The sequence below is a fragment of the Bartonella sp. AS69XJJH genome (assembly GCF_042195585.1).
Taxonomy (GTDB): domain Bacteria; phylum Pseudomonadota; class Alphaproteobacteria; order Rhizobiales; family Rhizobiaceae; genus Bartonella.
The window spans coordinates 1-18,626 of sequence record NZ_JBHIOO010000017.1; the positions used below are offsets into that span (position 1 = coordinate 1).

11 protein-coding genes and 1 pseudogene are annotated in these 18,626 nt (G+C 37.2%); 5 read left to right on the forward strand and 7 right to left on the reverse strand.

The window, feature by feature from the left end:
* From ACFIK6_RS07405 to ACFIK6_RS07415, 3 genes are all read left to right on the forward strand, one after another.
* A partial coding sequence (locus ACFIK6_RS07405) for a tyrosine-type recombinase/integrase (RefSeq protein WP_375677509.1) occupies positions 1 to 1,011 on the forward strand: 1,011 nt, incomplete at its 5' end.
* An 891-nt stretch (positions 1,012 to 1,902) separates the two neighbouring features.
* Positions 1,903 to 3,117 carry an NADP-dependent isocitrate dehydrogenase gene (locus tag ACFIK6_RS07410; RefSeq protein WP_375642424.1) on the forward strand — a complete coding sequence of 405 codons (1,215 nt, stop codon included), beginning with the start codon at positions 1,903 to 1,905 and terminating at the stop codon, positions 3,115 to 3,117.
* A 118-nt stretch (positions 3,118 to 3,235) separates the two neighbouring features.
* Positions 3,236 to 4,663 carry an MFS transporter gene (locus ACFIK6_RS07415; RefSeq protein WP_375642423.1) on the forward strand — a complete coding sequence of 476 codons (1,428 nt, stop codon included), beginning with the start codon at positions 3,236 to 3,238 and terminating at the stop codon, positions 4,661 to 4,663.
* A 42-nt stretch (positions 4,664 to 4,705) separates the two neighbouring features.
* Here the strand turns inward: ACFIK6_RS07415 and ACFIK6_RS07420 are convergent, their stop codons facing one another.
* Together ACFIK6_RS07420 and tgt are read right to left on the reverse strand one after the other, a co-directional pair.
* Positions 4,706 to 5,905 (reverse strand): MFS transporter, encoded by a 1,200-nt coding sequence (locus tag ACFIK6_RS07420; protein ID WP_375642422.1) that lies wholly within the window; start codon positions 5,903 to 5,905, stop codon positions 4,706 to 4,708.
* Between the two features lie 1,304 nt (positions 5,906 to 7,209).
* Positions 7,210 to 8,328, reverse strand: coding sequence for a tRNA guanosine(34) transglycosylase Tgt (tgt, locus tag ACFIK6_RS07425; protein WP_375642421.1), 1,119 nt, complete (start codon positions 8,326 to 8,328; stop codon positions 7,210 to 7,212).
* 1,000 nt (positions 8,329 to 9,328) lie between these two features.
* Here tgt and ACFIK6_RS07430 point away from each other — a divergent pair.
* Entirely contained in the window at positions 9,329 to 9,484 is a 156-nt protein-coding gene (locus tag ACFIK6_RS07430) for a hypothetical protein (RefSeq protein ID WP_375677510.1), read from the forward strand.
* A 304-nt stretch (positions 9,485 to 9,788) separates the two neighbouring features.
* Here ACFIK6_RS07430 and ACFIK6_RS07435 read toward each other — a convergent pair whose 3' ends face one another.
* The 5 genes and pseudogenes from ACFIK6_RS07435 to ssb all read right to left on the reverse strand — a co-directional run bounded on the left by ACFIK6_RS07435 (position 9,789) and on the right by ssb (position 14,967).
* Complete coding sequence (locus tag ACFIK6_RS07435) at positions 9,789 to 10,301, reverse strand: peptidylprolyl isomerase (protein ID WP_375677511.1); 513 nt, start codon at positions 10,299 to 10,301, stop codon at positions 9,789 to 9,791.
* 18 nt (positions 10,302 to 10,319) lie between these two features.
* The gene (locus ACFIK6_RS07440; protein WP_375677512.1) at positions 10,320 to 10,913 is read right to left on the reverse strand and encodes a peptidylprolyl isomerase; all 594 of its coding nucleotides are present in this window, start codon (positions 10,911 to 10,913) and stop codon (positions 10,320 to 10,322) included.
* Positions 10,903 to 11,422, reverse strand: a pseudogene (gene coaD / locus ACFIK6_RS07445) (pantetheine-phosphate adenylyltransferase). The gene ACFIK6_RS07440 and the pseudogene coaD overlap by 11 nt, the downstream one beginning before the upstream one ends.
* A gap of 24 nt (positions 11,423 to 11,446) precedes the next feature.
* Complete coding sequence (gene gyrA, locus ACFIK6_RS07450; protein WP_375642417.1) at positions 11,447 to 14,230, reverse strand: DNA gyrase subunit A; 2,784 nt, start codon at positions 14,228 to 14,230, stop codon at positions 11,447 to 11,449.
* A gap of 230 nt (positions 14,231 to 14,460) precedes the next feature.
* Positions 14,461 to 14,967, reverse strand: coding sequence for a single-stranded DNA-binding protein (gene ssb, locus ACFIK6_RS07455; protein WP_273723946.1), 507 nt, complete (start codon positions 14,965 to 14,967; stop codon positions 14,461 to 14,463).
* A 348-nt stretch (positions 14,968 to 15,315) separates the two neighbouring features.
* Here ssb and uvrA point away from each other — a divergent pair, with 348 nt between their 5' ends.
* Positions 15,316 to 18,231, forward strand: coding sequence for an excinuclease ABC subunit UvrA (gene uvrA, locus ACFIK6_RS07460; RefSeq protein ID WP_375642416.1), 2,916 nt, complete (start codon positions 15,316 to 15,318; stop codon positions 18,229 to 18,231).
* Positions 18,232 to 18,626: the final 395 nt, after the last annotated feature.

An 18,626-nucleotide genomic window follows, 5' to 3' on the forward strand; every position in this document is an offset into this window, starting at 1 on the left:
GTCAAAGAAGTCACACGCCATGGTAAAATTATATGGTATGTACGTATTGGTCATGGACCACGTATTAGAATACGCGGTACCTATGGAACGCAAGAATTTGTTGACAACTATAAAAGCGCACTTGCCGAGTTACAAGGGCTTATACTTCCTAAATCCAAAACCGGTAAACTTGTTGAAGGGTCATTTGCATGGCTGCTTAAACAATACTTTAACAGCTCCAATTGGCATAGCCTTTCTAAAGTCACCCAAAAACAAAAAGAACTCATCCTTATGAAGGTATGTGATACCATAGGAAATATTCCATACCAAGCAATTGAAAAGAAACATATTATAGCCGGTGTTGAACGGCGTAAAGAAACACCAGCAATGGCTAGAAACTTCCTGAAAGCCCTTAATGGACTTTTTAATTGGGCAATTGATCAAGGTCTTTTGGAAAATAACCCAGCTTTAGGAATAAAAAGACCACCCCTCAAAAACAAAGATGGCTTTCCTGTTTGGACAGAAGAAGATGTTGAGAAATATTATCAAAGATGGCATCATGGTACCCATGAACGTGTCTGGATTGATGTTCTTTTATATACGGGCTTGCGTCGTGGTGATGCGGTACGCATTGGCTGGAAAGATGTCAAAGATAATATCATTCATCTCAAAACAGAAAAAAGTAAATTCCAGACAGATGTCTTTCTACCTATTTTACCGGAATTAGCCAAAACACTTGAAATTGGTCCTATTGGAGTAGAAACATTCATCTGTAGTAAAATGAATCAAAAATTCACCAAAGAAAGCTTTGGGAATGCATTTAGAGACGCTTGTAATGCGGCTGGAATTAAAAAATCGGCGCATGGATTAAGAAAATTAGCAGCAACACGCGCAGCTAACTCTGGTGCAACAGTATCACAACTCAAAGCAATTTTTGGCTGGACAGAAGATCAAATGGCATCTCTTTATACAAAGAGCGCAGATCGTAAAAGACTAGCTCTTGCAGCTATAAAAAAGCTCCAAAAAAGTTAGGGGTAGAGACAAAAAAACGTAATAGAATCAAGATTCACCTATTCCCTTATATTCTATATAATTCTTTGATTTTATTTAATCTATACCCGCCCCTTGGGCGTACCATCATCCTTCTTTCTATGTGTAATATATTCATTTTATTCGTGTTTTTAAAAAAGGGATGCATAAATAAAAACGGGGGAATAAGATCTTAAAAGGAATCTTTTCGTAAAAAGGATACAAGAATCATTAGCTGATTAATTTCTTTGTTGCATTTCTAGGGTAGTTTTTTGCTGCGCACAGTTAAAAACAGTAAGAATCGATAAAATATAAGAATTAGAGTATTCTAGCTCATGGTACGGTGATTTTATAAGCCATATTTTGCGTATGCTGTTAATTTTTAAATTAAAACCAGCCGCATCATTTATACGTTTTTTCCAACCTTCAAAACTGAAATTTATCCCAAAACGCATTTTATATAAAGCATTTCTAATTACAATGCCTTTCTTATCACATTAAACTTTTTTATAAACAAACTGTAATCTTAGAATTGAAATAGCGGTATAAAAAATAGATGCTTATTCACCTAACACAACAAATCAAGAAACTATAATTTAGAATACGATCAACTTATTAAATGGAATCTCGGATAATAAACGTGCATAATCCCTCTTCCTCAGTGATCTAACTACCTTATTTATTAAACAAATTCTTCATCAATCATAGAATAATTATAATTTTGCAAACACATCACTTCTTTTCAAAAATTAAACTCTCCAACAAAATTTTACACTCTATTGATAATATATTATAAAAGCTCATATTTGAATGCTTTTTTCCCTTGTTTTTACTTTTCATTATAAACTTGAAAGTGCTATAAAGTAGTATCGCTTAAAAGAAAAAGGATTTCTAATGGTAAAGATCAAAGTAGAAAACCCCGTTGTTGAACTTGATGGGGATGAGATGACCCGCATCATCTGGAAATATATCAAGGATAAATTAATCCATCCCTATCTCGACATTGATCTCAAATATTATGATCTTTCCGTCGAAAATCGTGATGCAACCAATGATCAGGTAACAATCGATTCTGCCAATGCTATCAAAAAATATGGGGTAGGTATAAAATGTGCAACCATCACACCTGATGAGGCCCGCGTTAAAGAATTTAACCTAAAAAAAATGTGGAAATCACCTAATGGCACAATCCGCAATATTTTAGGAGGAGTCATTTTTCGCGAACCCATTATCTGTAAAAACGTCCCTCGCCTTGTTCCTAACTGGACAAAGCCAATTATTATCGGACGTCACGCTTTTGGTGATCAGTACAAGGCAACAGATTTTAAATTTCCAGGGAAAGGGAAATTAAGTATTAAATTTGTAGGTGACGATAATCAAGTTATTGAACATGAGGTTTTTGATGCCCCAAGTGCAGGAGTTGCTATGGCTATGTATAACCTTGATGAGTCAATTCGTGATTTTGCCCGCGCATCCTTTAATTATGGACTACAACGGAATATTCCAGTTTATCTTTCAACAAAAAATACCATTCTAAAAACGTACGATGGTCGTTTTAAAGATATCTTTCAAGAAATATTTGATACGGAATTTAAAACTGAATTTGAAAACCGTAAATTATATTACGAACACCGTCTTATTGATGATATGGTTGCTTCTGCATTAAAGTGGTCAGGTGGATACGTATGGGCATGTAAAAACTATGATGGTGATGTTCAATCTGATATTGTTGCCCAAGGCTTTGGTTCTCTTGGTCTCATGACTTCTGTTCTCATGACACCTGATGGTAAAATTGTTGAAGCAGAAGCAGCACACGGCACCGTAACACGTCATTATCGTCAACATCAAAAAGGCGAAGAAACATCAACAAATTCTATTGCATCTATTTTTGCATGGACACGTGGACTGGCACACCGTGCTAAACTAGATAACAATGAGAAGTTAAAAAACTTTTCCACGACATTGGAAGAAGTTTGTATCAAAACCGTCGAAGAAGGTTTTATGACTAAAGATCTCGCACTTTTGATTGGGCCTAAACAAAAATGGCTTTCTACAACAGGTTTCCTCGACAAAATTGATGAGAATCTCAAAAAAGCAATAGGCAATTAAGTTATTACTTAAATTAAAATTCAAAGCTCTAAACAGAGCTTTGAATTTTTCTTGGCAAATTCAAAGAAGTACCTTATAAGTAAAAAGAGGATAAATTTTTATTAAATAGCAAAAAACAGTGAAAAAACAAAGCTGGTCTGCGCTTTTATCGGGTAAAAATGGTCTTTGCTTTTTAACGTTTACAGGTGGTGTTGTATTACACGCCACCAACGTCTATATTGTTATTACTATTTTACCTTCCCTTATGAAGCATATTGGCAGTGAAATATATTATTCTTGGGTGGCGACTGTCTTTATTACAGCTTCACTCCTTGGTACTTCACTTGCAACAAAAATATTAGAGAAATTAGGTCCTCGCAACGCTTATGTTATCTCTGGACTTATCTTTACTCTAGGCACCTTCCTGTGCAGCATTTCTTCATCTATGCCATTATTTTTAATAGGACGCTTTATTCAAGGATTGGGAAGTGGTGCTTTGTTATCTTTATCCTATTCCATGGTACGTATTGTATTCAGCCCATCTTTATGGTCACACGCATTAAGTGTTATCTCTGGAATGTGGGGAATATCAACCTTGTTAGGACCAGCGATCGGAGGAATTTCTGTATATTATGGACTATGGAGAGCATCCTTTTGGATCATTGGCGCATTAGCTATATTCTTCTCACTCATCGCCTTTAAAATTTTACCCCAAAAGAATGAAAACTATGTTCCAGCATCCCCCCTCCCTCTTCTCCAGCTTCTCACACTCACCTTATTGATTTTTATTATTTCTGTTGGAGGAGCTATGGACACAACAATAGCAAAAATTTGTGGATTAGTTATCGGACTTAGTCTTCTATTTGTTCTAGCAAAAATTGAATCATCTAGCTTTCATCCTATGTTGCCGCGCAAATCCTTCTCTTTCTCTTCTGAAATTTTTCCTGTTTACGCATTAATACTCATTATGACGACAGTCGTATACAGTATAGAACTTTATTTACCACTTTTTCTTCAAGAGCTTCATGGACAAGGTCCACTTATAGCCGGTTATATAGCAGCACTTATGAGCCTAGGGTGGACGTGTGGAGCCCTCTTAAGTGCTGCTGTATCCACAAAAAAAATTCGTAACATCATTGTATACTCACCCCTATTAAAACTGTTAGGCATAGTGATTCTTTTATGGCTCATCCCAACAAAAGTTTCCACACTTGAATATATTTTTATTATTTGCTTAGCACTATTTTCTATTGGAATCAGTGCGGGCATAGCATGGCCACATTTGCTCACACGGATCTTACAATGTACAAATGATGAAGATGCTCTACGTGCCAGTGAATCCCTTACCTCCGTACAACTATTTTCAGCTGCATTGAGTGCAACTCTAGCCGGAGTTATCACCAATCTTGCCGGACTCTTTAATCCTGGAGGAACAATAGGAATGATCTTAGCAGCAAAAACTCTTCTTATAGTGCTTATTGGTTTTTTATTTTGTTTTGCTATTCCACTAGCGCTACGCATTTCTTACTGCATATTTAAAAATCCAACAGGACATTCCAATAATTAAATAAATATAAAATTACCTTCTTCATTAAAAAAATGAAAAGTATTAAGCATGCTTCTCCATATACCATGAGATGCAAAAAATCATTAATCCACACAAAGTTAGAACACTTCCTAAAACAGCTGTATATTCATAACTATAGCCCAATTTTAAAACTAATGCTCCAGATTCTGCACCAAGAGCGTTGGCAATATTAAAAGCAGACTGCATTAATGCTCCTGCCAAAATCTGTCCCTGTAGTGCAACATCCATAATTTTTGTTTGTACAGAAGGCATAGAAGCAAAAGAAGTTCCAACAAAAAAGCATCCTATTGCTGCTGTTAACGGAGCATAGGATAAAAAGAAAAAAAGAAAAAAAACAAATACGCTCCAAAGCATAGAAAAAAATATCATCGGCGAAATACCAATTTTAACAGCTAACTTAGGCCCCAAGAGATTTCCTACCACCATTCCCAATCCAACTAACGGCATGATAAATGGTACCCACTCAAGTGAAACACCAGAAATATGCATTAATGTTGACTTGATATAAGTGAAAACAGAAAATAATCCTGACGCTCCCACCGAAACCATCAACAAAAGAAGCCACACCTGCTTTTGTTTTAATGCACCCATTTCTTGCAAAGGATTTGTTTTTGGAAAACTTAAATCACAAGGCAAAAAATTCCAAATAAGCAAACAACATAATAAAGCAATCATACCCACAAGGACAAAAGCAATCTGCCAACCAATAAGTTGCCCAATCCACGTAGCACTGGGTGCTCCTAAAACGGTTGCAATTGTTAAGCCAAGCATAACATATCCAACAGCTTTAGAACGCTCATTCATTTCTACCATTGAAGAGGCAACCATAGATGCAAGTCCAAAATAGATTCCATGGGGAAGACCACTAAGAAAGCGTAATACGACTAATATGCTAAAATCAGAAAAAAAGGCACTAGCAACATTTGCTAAGGCATAAAAAAGCATCAATCCTATCAAAACAGTTTTGCGTGATACCTGAGCTGTTGCAACAGCTAAAAGAGGTGCTCCAATCACAACTCCTAATGCATAAGCAGAAATATATTGACCAGCGGTAGGAATATCAACATATGAACTTCGTGCCATCTCTGGCAGTAGCCCCATTGCAACAAACTCTGCAGTACCAATAGCAAAACTCCCCACTGCAAGAGCTAAAATTATTAAACGCCGTACTCTCGAATCAATTCCCAATACAAGAACCTTTTGTTTATAAGAATCTCTCATATCATCACTTCTGGATAGGAGTTTTAACTGTAGCTATCTGTAATACACACAAACAAAAATTCAAAACATTGTTATACACATGCCCAATAGTCCCCAATAAAGTTTCAGAAATATTTTGATATATAAAAGCATTTTATGGAATTTTAAGTAAGATTCTTTAACAGAAAATCTTTGCAAGCCTAAAAGCTATAGACGTATTCACCTATTTTTATCAGAGCTGCCAAATAATAAACTTTGTCTCCTCTTTTCAGCAGTTCCAATTTTACAGTGAAACCTTTATTTTACAATGATATACTATACCCTATAAATACTTCTAAAATTTGTCGAATAATGCATTTCAAACCAGTGAACAACATCTCATCATTGTCTTGATACAAAGATAAAACTTCTCCCCAAATTATTGTTGCTTTATTTTTGTTACCTGAGTGCAGATCCTCCAAATCGATAAGCTATAATTTCAACTTTACGCCATTCTTATAAATTATTATAGAATCCTTTGAAAATTCTCATAATAATAGCGCTTGGTTTCTAGATTTATTAAATATCCTTTTTGGGGCATCTTTACCCCTTCTCATCTAACAGAGGAATTGCATCAGATATCTAACTCATATCTATAAATTAAAATATTCACGTAAATATATTATGATTATTTTCAGATAAATTCTATAAACAAAGCAGAAAATAAAAATGATAAGTATTTTTCAATGTATTTATCGATATTTTATAAATATGCTAATTATCATGATTAATATTTAAATTTTTCATGATATGATATATATAGTTTTTATTTTATACATTAATAATAATACATAAATCTTTTGTAAATAATAATTATATTAAGATATAAATATAATAAAAACCTAAAATATAAAATTTTAATATTTTAAATATTGTAATATTACTTTATTTTTATTTTAATTATCTAAAAAATTATCTGTGCGGTTGTGTATAACCCATTCTTTACCTTTAGTAATAAAAAACACAAAGTAGCTCATAAAAATACAATTTTCATACTTCTTTAAGAGTTCGCTAACGCCTCATTAACATTGTTGCTTTAAACAGTTATCAGAAACAGAAATAAACTGTTTTTCTCCGGATCAGGTAGCGCGTACCGGAGTAACAGTTTCTGTTTTATGTAGCAATTAGAAAAAGAATATGTGCCCTATAAAACCGCACTGCTATATTTTAAGATAGTGCAATTTTATAATTTTGGAAGGTGTTTCTAATTTCATATTTTTAGCTAAATTTGTAAATACAAGAATAAATTCAATAAAAACATGAGACGCTATATTACGATTAATATTTTAGCGTCCTTGTGCCCATAGAGCACGCGTTTCAGTGCAAAAATCAGCGTAACAGCCTTCTTCGATCGCATCACGAATTCCCTGCATCAGTTGTTGGTAATAAAAAAGATTATTCCAAGTCAACAACATCCCCCCAAGAGACTCACCAGATTTGATCAAATGATGCAAATAAGCACAACTATAATCATGTGCTGCTGGACAAAGTGACTGTGGATCAAGAGGATGTGGATCTTCTGCATAACGCGCATTACGCAAATTAATTCTACCAAAGCGGGTAAAAGCTAAACCATGGCGTCCTGCACGCGTCGGCATAACACAATCAAACATATCAACACCACGAGCAACACTTTGTAAAATATCATCAGGTGTCCCTACTCCCATAAGATAGCGTGGTTTATCCTCTGGTAAAATCGGACAAGTCGTATCCAATACTGCTGTCATAACACTCTGCGGCTCACCAACAGCAAGCCCTCCAATAGCGTAACCTTTTAAATCCATTTCTTTTAATGCTTGAGCAGAACGCTCACGCAGTTTCATATTATCACCGCCTTGAACAATCCCAAACAATGCTTTATCGGGCTGATCTCCAAAAGCTGTTTTACAACGCTGCGCCCACCGCAATGAAAGTTCCATAGCTTCTTCCATTTCTTTTTCAGTTGCAGGTAATGCAATACATTGATCCAACTGCATCTGAATATCCGCATCAAGAAGTCCTTGAATTTCGATAGAACGCTCTGGACTCATTTCATAGTAAGCTCCATTAATGTAAGAACGAAAAATCACACCTTGTTCAGTAATTTTACGGATTCCCGCCAATGACATAACCTGAAAGCCACCAGAATCGGTTAAAATAGGTCCACTCCAGCGTGAAAATTCATGTAATCCTCCCAAACGCGCAACACGTTCAGCTCCTGGACGTAACATTAAATGATAAGTATTTCCCAAAATGATATCTGCACCAAGATCACGTATCTGATCCATATACATAGCCTTAACGGTTCCTGCCGTCCCAACAGGCATAAATGCGGGTGTACGAACACATCCTCGCCCCGTTATAATTTCACCTCGACGTGCATACCCATCTTGAGCAATTTTTCTATAATGAAATGTCTTTATCATAACTCTCGTCTTTTTGATTCCATCAATGCATATCTCTATAGAAAGAAAAAAGATATCCCCTTACGAGCATAGTCATAAGCTTTATGAATTAATTTTTGATTCGCTCAATATTGTAACCAGCATAAAAAATTAAACGAGATAAAAGAACATTTTTTGTTAAGAAATCACCATAATAAAAGTGATAATCTAGCTCCGAAAAAATAGTAAAATCCTTATAATGTCATACCTCAAGATACCTACGCTTAATGCACTAACGCCTTAATAGAATTGCAAAATTATTATCACAATAATCTCATACTCACATACTTCCATAAGCAGTAACTTTGTAGGCATAAAAGAAAATTCTGAACGCATTATACAGCTTATAATATTCTTTACTTTTACAGATAAAAATTTTCATCTATTGGACACGGCGATCCTCACGCTTAATAAAAGCGCAAATGAGCGTAATCATTTATCCACTCACAATATTGAGATAGCTCTTGGCACTTGAGATAATTCACAAAAGAAATTAACGTGTAAATAAAAGCACTTTTAAAAACTAAAAATGCTTTTTGTAAAGATTCTCAAATACCAAAAGCTCTATCGTAACATTAGAGGCTGAAAAAGCGTATGATGGTACCCGTTTTCCTCCTTCACAAGCTTTAAAGATAGTGATGTATAATAGGTTTTATACTATTTATAGCTTTAAAAACTACACACGCCATGAATATCATCGTGGAAGTAAATGTTGATATGTATTGAGAAATGCTTCTTAAAAAACACGTAAATGTGCAACATTAAGTATATTCCGTTTGGAGCGTTCCTCTATTAAAAAACGAGAAAAATAAAAGCGTAAAGCTATGCACAAACTTCATTATTTAAACGATATTGCTTTAGATATTTTTAAAAAAGTAAAGCTGAATTAAAAAGGAAATGGCAAGACGAGCCATTTATTTCACCTCTGCGCCGTTATATTCCTCTAAGATTAAACTGTCTTCTTGTTTTAAAGATTACACCAATGATATATATACTGGTTTTCCACCTTACTAGGAAAACTGGAAAAACTCGTAAGGCTCTTATCCGTCTTAATATGTATTTCAAATATGCTGCTGTATTAGGATTGGATATTGATTTACAAGCAGCAACAAAAGCACACGCTCTCTCAAAAAAGTAACATCATAAAACCATTAATAGACCGGCAATGGATTGAAGAAAAATGCCGAATTTTTTATAAAACACTTTACCAAGCAACAATCATAACACAACAGACTTTGTGTTTTCTTATTCTGACAGGTGTTTATACAAATCCTTTGCGTTATATTCTTCAGGAAGATCCGATTGAAGGAAATATATGAACAATGCTTAGCTTGAAATTATAAAAGATAAGCTTGATGCTACCAAAGAGTTTCGAGTGCCTTTATTGATCAGAAAAGAGTATTTTTCTTAGAAACTTACAATTGAAATTAGTATAATTTATACTATTTTGCATCCGCAGCAATAACGGCTTTGATAATTGAATCTGGATCTGAAACAGGCTCACCACGTTTAATTTTATCAACATTTTCCATGCCTTCAACAACTTGCCCCCATATGGAATATTGACGATCAAGCCACGGAGCATCTGCAAAACAAATAAAAAACTGAGAATTAGCAGAATTTGGATTCTGACTACGTGCCATAGAAACTGTACCACGCTTATGAGAAAGATTTGAAAACTCTGCTGTTAAATTTGGTTTTTCTGCCCCTCCCATACCCGCACGGGATAAATTGAATTTTTCACTATCCTTCTTTCCAAATTGCACATCCCCTGTTTGCGCCATAAAACCATCAATAACGCGATGGAAAATAACATTATCATAAGCACCTTCACGTACCAGTTCTTTAATACGTGCAACATGTTTTGGCGCTAAATCAGCAAAAAGCTCAATAACAACTCTGCCCTTTGTTGTTTCAAGAATTAAAGTATTCTCTGGATTTTTATTCTCAACCATATGGAAAGCTCCTTTGATTCATTTCTCAACTTGTAAAGTAGCAGCATTAATAACATCAGGATTGTTTACAGATCCATTATTACTTGTCGTCCCTTTTTTTATTTTATCAACAACATCCATCCCCTTTATAACCTCTCCAACAACCGTATACTGACCATTTAAAAAAGCAGCATCGTCAAAACAAATGAAGAATTGAGAATTCGCGGAATCTGGGTCTTGTGACCGTGCCATCCCAACAGTACCACGCTTAAACGGCTGCTTTGAAAACTCTGCCAGTATATTGGGATAATTTGAGCCACCCGTACCAACGCGTTTCAGATCAAAATCTCTACTGCCTTTTTTTCCAAACTTTACATCACCAGTTTGTGCCATGAAATTAGGAATAACGCGATGAAACACAACATTATTATAGGCCCCCTCCTCTGTTAATCTTTTAATTTGTGCAACATGTTTTGGCGCCAAATCAGGACGCAGACGAATAATGACATCACCATCTTTGAGAGATAAAACAAGAAGACTTGCATCACTTGCTTGGCTAGAATTACCAGCGACAGCGGACAATGAAAAAAAACAAAACACACATATCAAAACAGCAAAAATTCTACGAGACACAATTATTCTCCCCTAAAAGATTGGAATTTCGAGCTCAAAGCTTGTGCAATATTGGGCGGTACAAATGGTGTCACATCACCTCCCATAGCAGCAATTTGGCGTACCAATGTAGAAGTTATCGCACGTCCAGAAACGCTTGCCGGCAAAAAAACAGTTTGCAATTCAGGAGCCATAACGCCATTCATCCCTGCCATTTGCATTTCATAATCAAGATCAGTACCATCACGCAATCCACGAATGAGAAATGAAGCACCAACTTCACGCGCCTTCTCAATGAGAAGGTTGTTGAATGAAAGAACCTGCAATCGATTAGAATCTGCACCAAGCAAGTCTTTCCCTACCTGGGTAATGAAATCAACACGCTCTTCAAAGCTAAAGAGTGTTTTTTTGCCAGCCTGTATCCCTATGGCGACGACCACCTTATCAGCTAACACAAAACACCCTTTCAAAACATCAAGATGACCATTTGTAAGAGGATCAAAAGAACCCGCGTAAAGAGCAATTTTCATGATTTTACTCCATCCTCTTCAAAATTATTTTTCTTCGCTCATATCAACTGTATCAGAATGTTTCTCACCTTCATCATCTAATGAACTCGTATCATCTTCAGGTTCAGAAATACGTTCAACCGATACGACTTTTTCACCTTTGGCTGTATTAAAAATGGTGACTCCCTTAGTTGAGCGCCCAGCAGTACGAATTCCCTCCACAGGGACACGAATAAGCTGTCCCCCATCTGATACCAACATAATTTGATCTTGCGCCTTCACCGGAAAAGCCGCTATTAATTTACCAATTTCAGCTGTTTTAGATGGATCTGTTGCACGAATCCCTTTTCCACCACGTCCCGAAATCCGAAACTCATAGGAAGAAGAGCGTTTACCATAACCAAACTCACTCACCGTCAAAAGCATTTGTTCACGTGCATGAAGTTCTGCATAACGTTCATCTGTTAACTCTGTTTCAGCCCCCCCGTCTTCCTCATCAAGAGTTACAATATCTTCAACATCAGAATCTGCACCAGAAGCACGCCGCTCATTCATGACACGTTTAATATAAGCAGAACGCTCAATGGACGTCGCCTCGACATGCTCTAAAATTGTCATCGAAATGACTTTATCGCCTTTAGCTAAATTGATACCACGAACTCCCACAGAATTACGACCAGCAAAAACACGAACATCAACAACTGGGAAACGGATACACTGTCCATTGGCTGTTGTTAGAACAACATCATCATGTTCTGTACAGGTTTCAACAGAAAGAATTTCATCTTCTTCATCAAGTTTCATTGCAATTTTACCATTACGATTAACCTGAACGAAATCTGACAATTTATTACGACGCACAGTTCCACGCGTTGTGGCAAACATAACATCCAATGCACTCCAGCTCGCTTCATCTTCAGGCAAAGGCATAATCGTTGTAATACGCTCACCTTGTTGTAAGGGAAGCATATTGATCAAAGCCCGCCCACGCGATTGGGGTGTTCCCAGCGGCAGTCGCCAAACTTTTTCCTTATAAACAATCCCACGTGATGAAAAGAAAAGAACCGGAGTATGCGTATTGGCAACAAACAATCGCGTTACAAAATCCTCATCCTTCGTGGACATACCAGAACGCCCCTTACCACCACGCCGCTGTGCACGATAGGTATTAAGAGGCACACGTTTAATATAGCCACTATGGCTCACCGTTACCACCATATCCTCTGGTGCGATCAGATCTTCACTCTCCATCTCAGCACTACCAAAACCAAATACAGTACGTCGCGGCGTTGCAAACTCCTCACGAAGAGCACTCAACTCATCCTTAACAATACACATAATGCGCACGCGTGATGCCAAGATATCAAGATAGTCAGCGATATCCACACCAATTTTATTCAATTCATCAGCGATTTCATCACGCCCAAGGGCTGTCAATCGTTGCAAACGCAATTCTAAAATAGCACGCGCCTGTTCTTCAGAGAGATTATAAGTACCATCCTCATGAATAATATGACGAGGATCATCAATAAGTTTAATCAAGGGCGCAACATCCATCGCTGGCCAGCGTCGCTCCATTAACTGTGCACGTGCTGTCTGCGGATCAGGAGCTTTGCGAATAAGTGCTATAATTTCATCAATATTGGCAACAGCAAGGGCAAGACCAACCAAAACATGTGCTCGCTCACGTGCTTTACGCAAAAGATATTTTGTTCGCCGACTGACAACTTCTTCCCTAAAAGAAACAAATGCACGAAGCATATCAAGCAACGTCATCTGTTCGGGTTTTCCCCCATTCAAAGCAACCATATTACAACCAAAGGAAGTTTGTAGCGGCGTATAACGATATAATTGGTTTAAAACAACTTCCGCAACAACATCTTTCTTCAGCTCAATAACAACCCGATATCCATCACGATCAGATTCGTCACGCAAATCAGAGATTCCCTCAATGCGTTTATCGCGCACCAATTCGGCCATTTTCTCAATCATCGTTGCCTTATTAACTTGATAAGGGATCTCACTCACAATAATTGCTTGTCGACCACTGCGAATTTCTTCGATCTCAACTTTAGCACGCATAATGACTGAGCCACGCCCTGTTTCATAAGCTGCACGAACACCAGAATGTCCGAGGATAATGCCCCCTGTAGGAAAATCCGGACCAGGAATAATTTCAATTATTTTATCGAGTGTGATATCGGGATTATCAATCAAAGCGATACAACCATCAACGACTTCACCAAGATTATGGGGAGGAATATTGGTTGCCATTCCCACAGCAATCCCCCCTGACCCATTAACCAAAAGATTGGGAAAACGCGCTGGTAAGACAACCGGTTCACGCTCACGCCCATCGTAATTATCCTGAAAATCAACAGTATCTTTATCAATATCAGCTAAAAGTTCTTCTGAAACTTTTTCTAAACGACACTCAGTATAGCGCATGGCCGCGGGTGGATCTCCATCAACAGAACCAAAATTTCCCTGACCATCAATCAATGGATTTCTTAAAGAAAAGTCCTGCGCCATACGCACTAAAGCATCGTAAATTGAAGCATCACCATGGGGATGGAATTTCCCCATAACCTCACCAACAACACCAGCAGACTTACGATACGACTTATTGAAAGAAAGCCCCATCTCATTCATAGCATGAAGGATACGTCGATGAACAGGTTTAAGACCATCACGGACATCAGGGAGTGCACGTGAAACAATCACGCTCATCGCGTAATCGAGATAGGAGCGTTGCATTTCATCAATAATACTGATTGGTTCAATACCGGTTAGCACATCACGTTCTGGGTGTGGAGTAAGATCGGTCACAATTTCAAAACTTTCAAAAAAGAATCATTTTACTTTAATTTATAGCGAAAAATACACAAAAATGCTAATTTCTCTTCCATGACAAAGGAGAAATTTAACAATATTTTTCAAGATGTTATTAATTTATATTTTAAATTACCAATAATAATTAATAATTTCCACTTCGTTAAACTTCAAAAATCTGAAACAAACAAATCATAAGGTGATCATAATACTACAATTAAAGAATCTTAAAAAGGTACGTCATCATCTAATTTGTGTGAAAAACTTTCTTCCAATTGATTATTATTTTGACCAAAAGTATTTCTCTGATTTGAGTGACTATCGGCAAAGCCACCACTATAATTCCCCCCTTGACTTGCACCTTGCTCTCCGCCCGCTGCTCCCCGCCCATCAAGCATTTGTAATTCGCCACGGTACTTTTGCAAAACAATCTCTGTTGTATAACGGTCATTTCCATTTTGGTCTTGCCATTTCCGTGTCTGTAGCTGCCCCTCAATATAAATTTTGCTGCCTTTTTTTAAATATTGCTCTGCAACTTTGACAAGGTTTTCATTAAAAATAACAATACTATGCCACTCAGTACGTTCTTTTCGCTCATTTGTATTCCGATCACGCCAACTCTCTGAAGTAGCAATACGCAGATTTGCCACTTGATCACCAGAATTCAAACGGCGGATTTCAGGATCCGCACCAAGATTACCAATCAAAATAACTTTATTAAGGCTACCAGCCATCGCATAAACTCCAAAATTTTAATTCGTAAAATACTTTGTTATATAACAGTTATAACCTATATAACAGCTATAACCATCTTGACCTTCAATTTACATGTCTGCAATTAACCATCAATATGGGTATTGCTATCCTTTCCCAATATTGTATCCGTGTAACTATAACAAAAGATGATAAAAACGCATAGTTTATTCCACCATGGGAAAATAAAAAGCTGCTCATTTGTATTTTTTTCACAAAACTTATACCTTCCTTTTGCATTAAAGCAGTTAAACACATTGTAATTCTAAAAAAACAGTTTTATTCCATTTTAGGTGCTCAATTTTTGCCACATATGCCAAGGATAAAGTATGACTCATCAAAAATATATCTCCATTCGCGGTGCACGTGAGCATAACCTTAAAAATATTGATCTCGATCTGCCTCGTGACAAACTCATTGTTATAACAGGACTTTCTGGATCAGGGAAATCATCCTTAGCTTTTGATACAATTTACGCTGAAGGACAACGCCGCTATGTCGAAAGCCTTTCAGCCTATGCACGCCAATTTTTGGAAGTCATGCAAAAACCCGATGTCGACCGCATAGACGGTCTCTCTCCAGCTATCTCCATTGAACAAAAAACAACCAGTCGCAATCCTCGTTCAACGGTAGGTACCGTTACTGAAATCCACGATTACATGCGTCTTCTCTTTGCACGTATTGGCATTCCTCATTCTCCTGCAACAGGACTTCCTATTGAAAGCCAAACAGTAAGCCAAATGGTAGATCAAATTATGTCCTTACCAGAAGGAACACGGATTTTTATTATGGCACCCTTGGTGCGAGGACGAAAGGGAGAATATAAAAAAGAGCTAACAGAACTTTTAAAAAGAGGATTTCAACGCGCTAAAGTTGATGGCGAATTTTATGAAATCCCTGATATTCCACCTCTTGATAAAAAATATAAACACGACATCGATGTCGTGGTAGACCGCATTGTTGTACAAAAGGATATCACCTCTCGCTTGGCTGATAGTATAGAAACCTGTTTACAATTAGCAAATGGACTTGCCATAGCTGAAATGGCAGACCAGCCCTTGGCACAAAAAGAAACAACAAAGGAATCTGCTCATAAATCAAAAAATGATACACATAAACGGCTCATTTTTTCAGAAAAGTTTTCCTGCCCTATATCTGGTTTTTCTATTCCTGAAATTGAACCACGCCTTTTTTCGTTCAATAATCCTTTTGGAGCTTGCCCTCTCTGCGATGGATTGGGTATCAAAAAGGCAATGGATCCACTAAAAATTGTGCCAAATAAAAATCTTACCCTAAAGAATGGAGCCATTGCTCCTTGGGCTAAATCGGATTCACTTTATTATAGCCAAACCTTAGAAGCATTAGGAAAAGCTTACGGTTTCAAACTCACAGATCAATGGTGTGAACTCTCTAATGAAGCACAACAGGCTATCCTCTATGGTACAAAAAAAGATGAAATTTCTTTTATCTATAAAAATAATTCTGGTTTGCATAAAACAACACAACCTTTTGAAGGAATCATCCCTAATATGGAGAGACGCTGGAAAGAAACCGATTCTGCTTGGTCTCGAGAAGAAATCGAACGTTATATGTCCTCTTCGCCCTGCCCAGCTTGTCACGGTTATCGTTTAAAACCAGAGGCACTTGCTGTAAAAATCAACGGAATGCATATTGGGCAAATATCAGATCTTTCTATTCTAAAGGCAGATGATTGGTTTGCCAATATTCATCAATATCTCACAGAAAAACAACGTAATATCGCCGTACGTATTTTAAAAGAAATTCGTGAACGCTTAGCTTTTTTAAATCATGTAGGATTGGAATATCTTACCTTGTCTCGAAATTCAGGAACGCTTTCAGGTGGAGAAAGTCAACGCATTCGGTTAGCTTCCCAAATTGGTTCTGGTCTTACAGGTGTTCTTTATATTTTAGATGAACCATCTATCGGTTTACACCAACGCGATAACGAACGTCTTTTGGAAATGCTGCGCCATTTACGCAATCTTGGCAATACAGTTATTGTCGTTGAGCATGATGAAGATGCTATTCTCACAGCAGATTATGTTGTCGATATGGGCCCTGCCGCGGGCGTTCATGGTGGAGAAATCATAGCGCAAGGGACACCACAGGAAATTATAGAAAATTCAGCCTCTCTCACAGGCCAATACCTTTCAGGCAAAATGGCTGTTAAAATGCCGACAGAGCGACGCAAAATATCAAAAACGAAAACACTTAAAGTCATCGGCGCCAAAGGCAATAACCTCAAAAATATCAATGCGAGCATCCCTCTTGGAACCTTCACATGCGTAACCGGTGTTTCTGGAGGAGGAAAATCAACATTTCTTATTGAAACGCTTTTCAAAGCAGCATCACATCATATCATGGGCTCTCATCATAGCCCTGCCAGCTATGACAAAATTGAAGGATTAGAATTTCTTGATAAAGTCATCGATATCAACCAGTCCCCTATTGGGCGCACCCCACGCTCTAATCCCGCAACCTATACAGGTGCTTTTACACCGATTCGTGAGTGGTTTGCCGATCTTCCAGAATCAAAAGCCCGTGGTTACAAAGCTGGGCGTTTTTCATTTAATGTTAAAGGAGGACGTTGTGAAGCATGTCAAGGTGATGGAGTCATCAAAATTGAAATGCACTTTTTACCTGATGTCTATGTTACTTGTGATGTCTGTAAAGGAAAACGCTATAATCGAGAAACACTAGAAATAAAATTCAAAGGACAGTCTATAGCCGATATTTTGGATATGACAATTGAAAAGGCAGAGGAATTTTTCCAAGCTATTCCCGCTATTCATAATAAAATGGAAACTCTCATTAAAGTAGGATTGGGTTACATAAAAGTAGGACAGCAAGCAACCACACTTTCTGGTGGGGAAGCACAACGTGTGAAACTTGCGAAAGAACTTTCACGTAAAACAACGGGACGTACACTCTATATTTTGGATGAACCGACAACAGGCTTACATTTTCACGATATTTCCAAACTTCTTGAAGTGCTGCATGAACTAGTCGAGCAGGGTAACACAGTTATAGTCATTGAACATAATCTTGATGTTATAAAGACAGCCGACTGGATTATTGATCTAGGACCAGAAGGTGGAGATCGCGGTGGCGAAATTGTTGCAATTGGACGCCCTGAGGACATCATTAAGGTTCCCGCCTCCTATACGGGAAAATTTCTAAAAGATGTTTTACTGCGCCAATCTCTCTATAATTCCAATTCTTAAAAACGCTTTCCATTGTAAAATACAGCATACGAACAAAGCCTGTACTGTTATTGTTACCTGTAAACCAACACCTAATTCCAGTGGTGCAACATGTTTGAAGCAAAGACTAAAAACAATTTAGCACTTTATAAGCTGTTTCAGTTTTCATATTGCCAAATAGGAATGCGCGCATAACTGCACATTTATTCTCTGTTTTGTTTATACCTTAAACGACCAGACAACCTAATTTGGGAAGAATACGAAGTTTTAAGGGTATAAATAAGCTCCTATCTTTACACCTCCTTTTAATTTATCTTTATGATTTCAAGGGAAGCCGTAGCAATATCTTATAATGAAGATTGCCCATTGCTTCACGCTTTTGTTTATCGCGTTCCTTAATGGAATCACATTCCTCA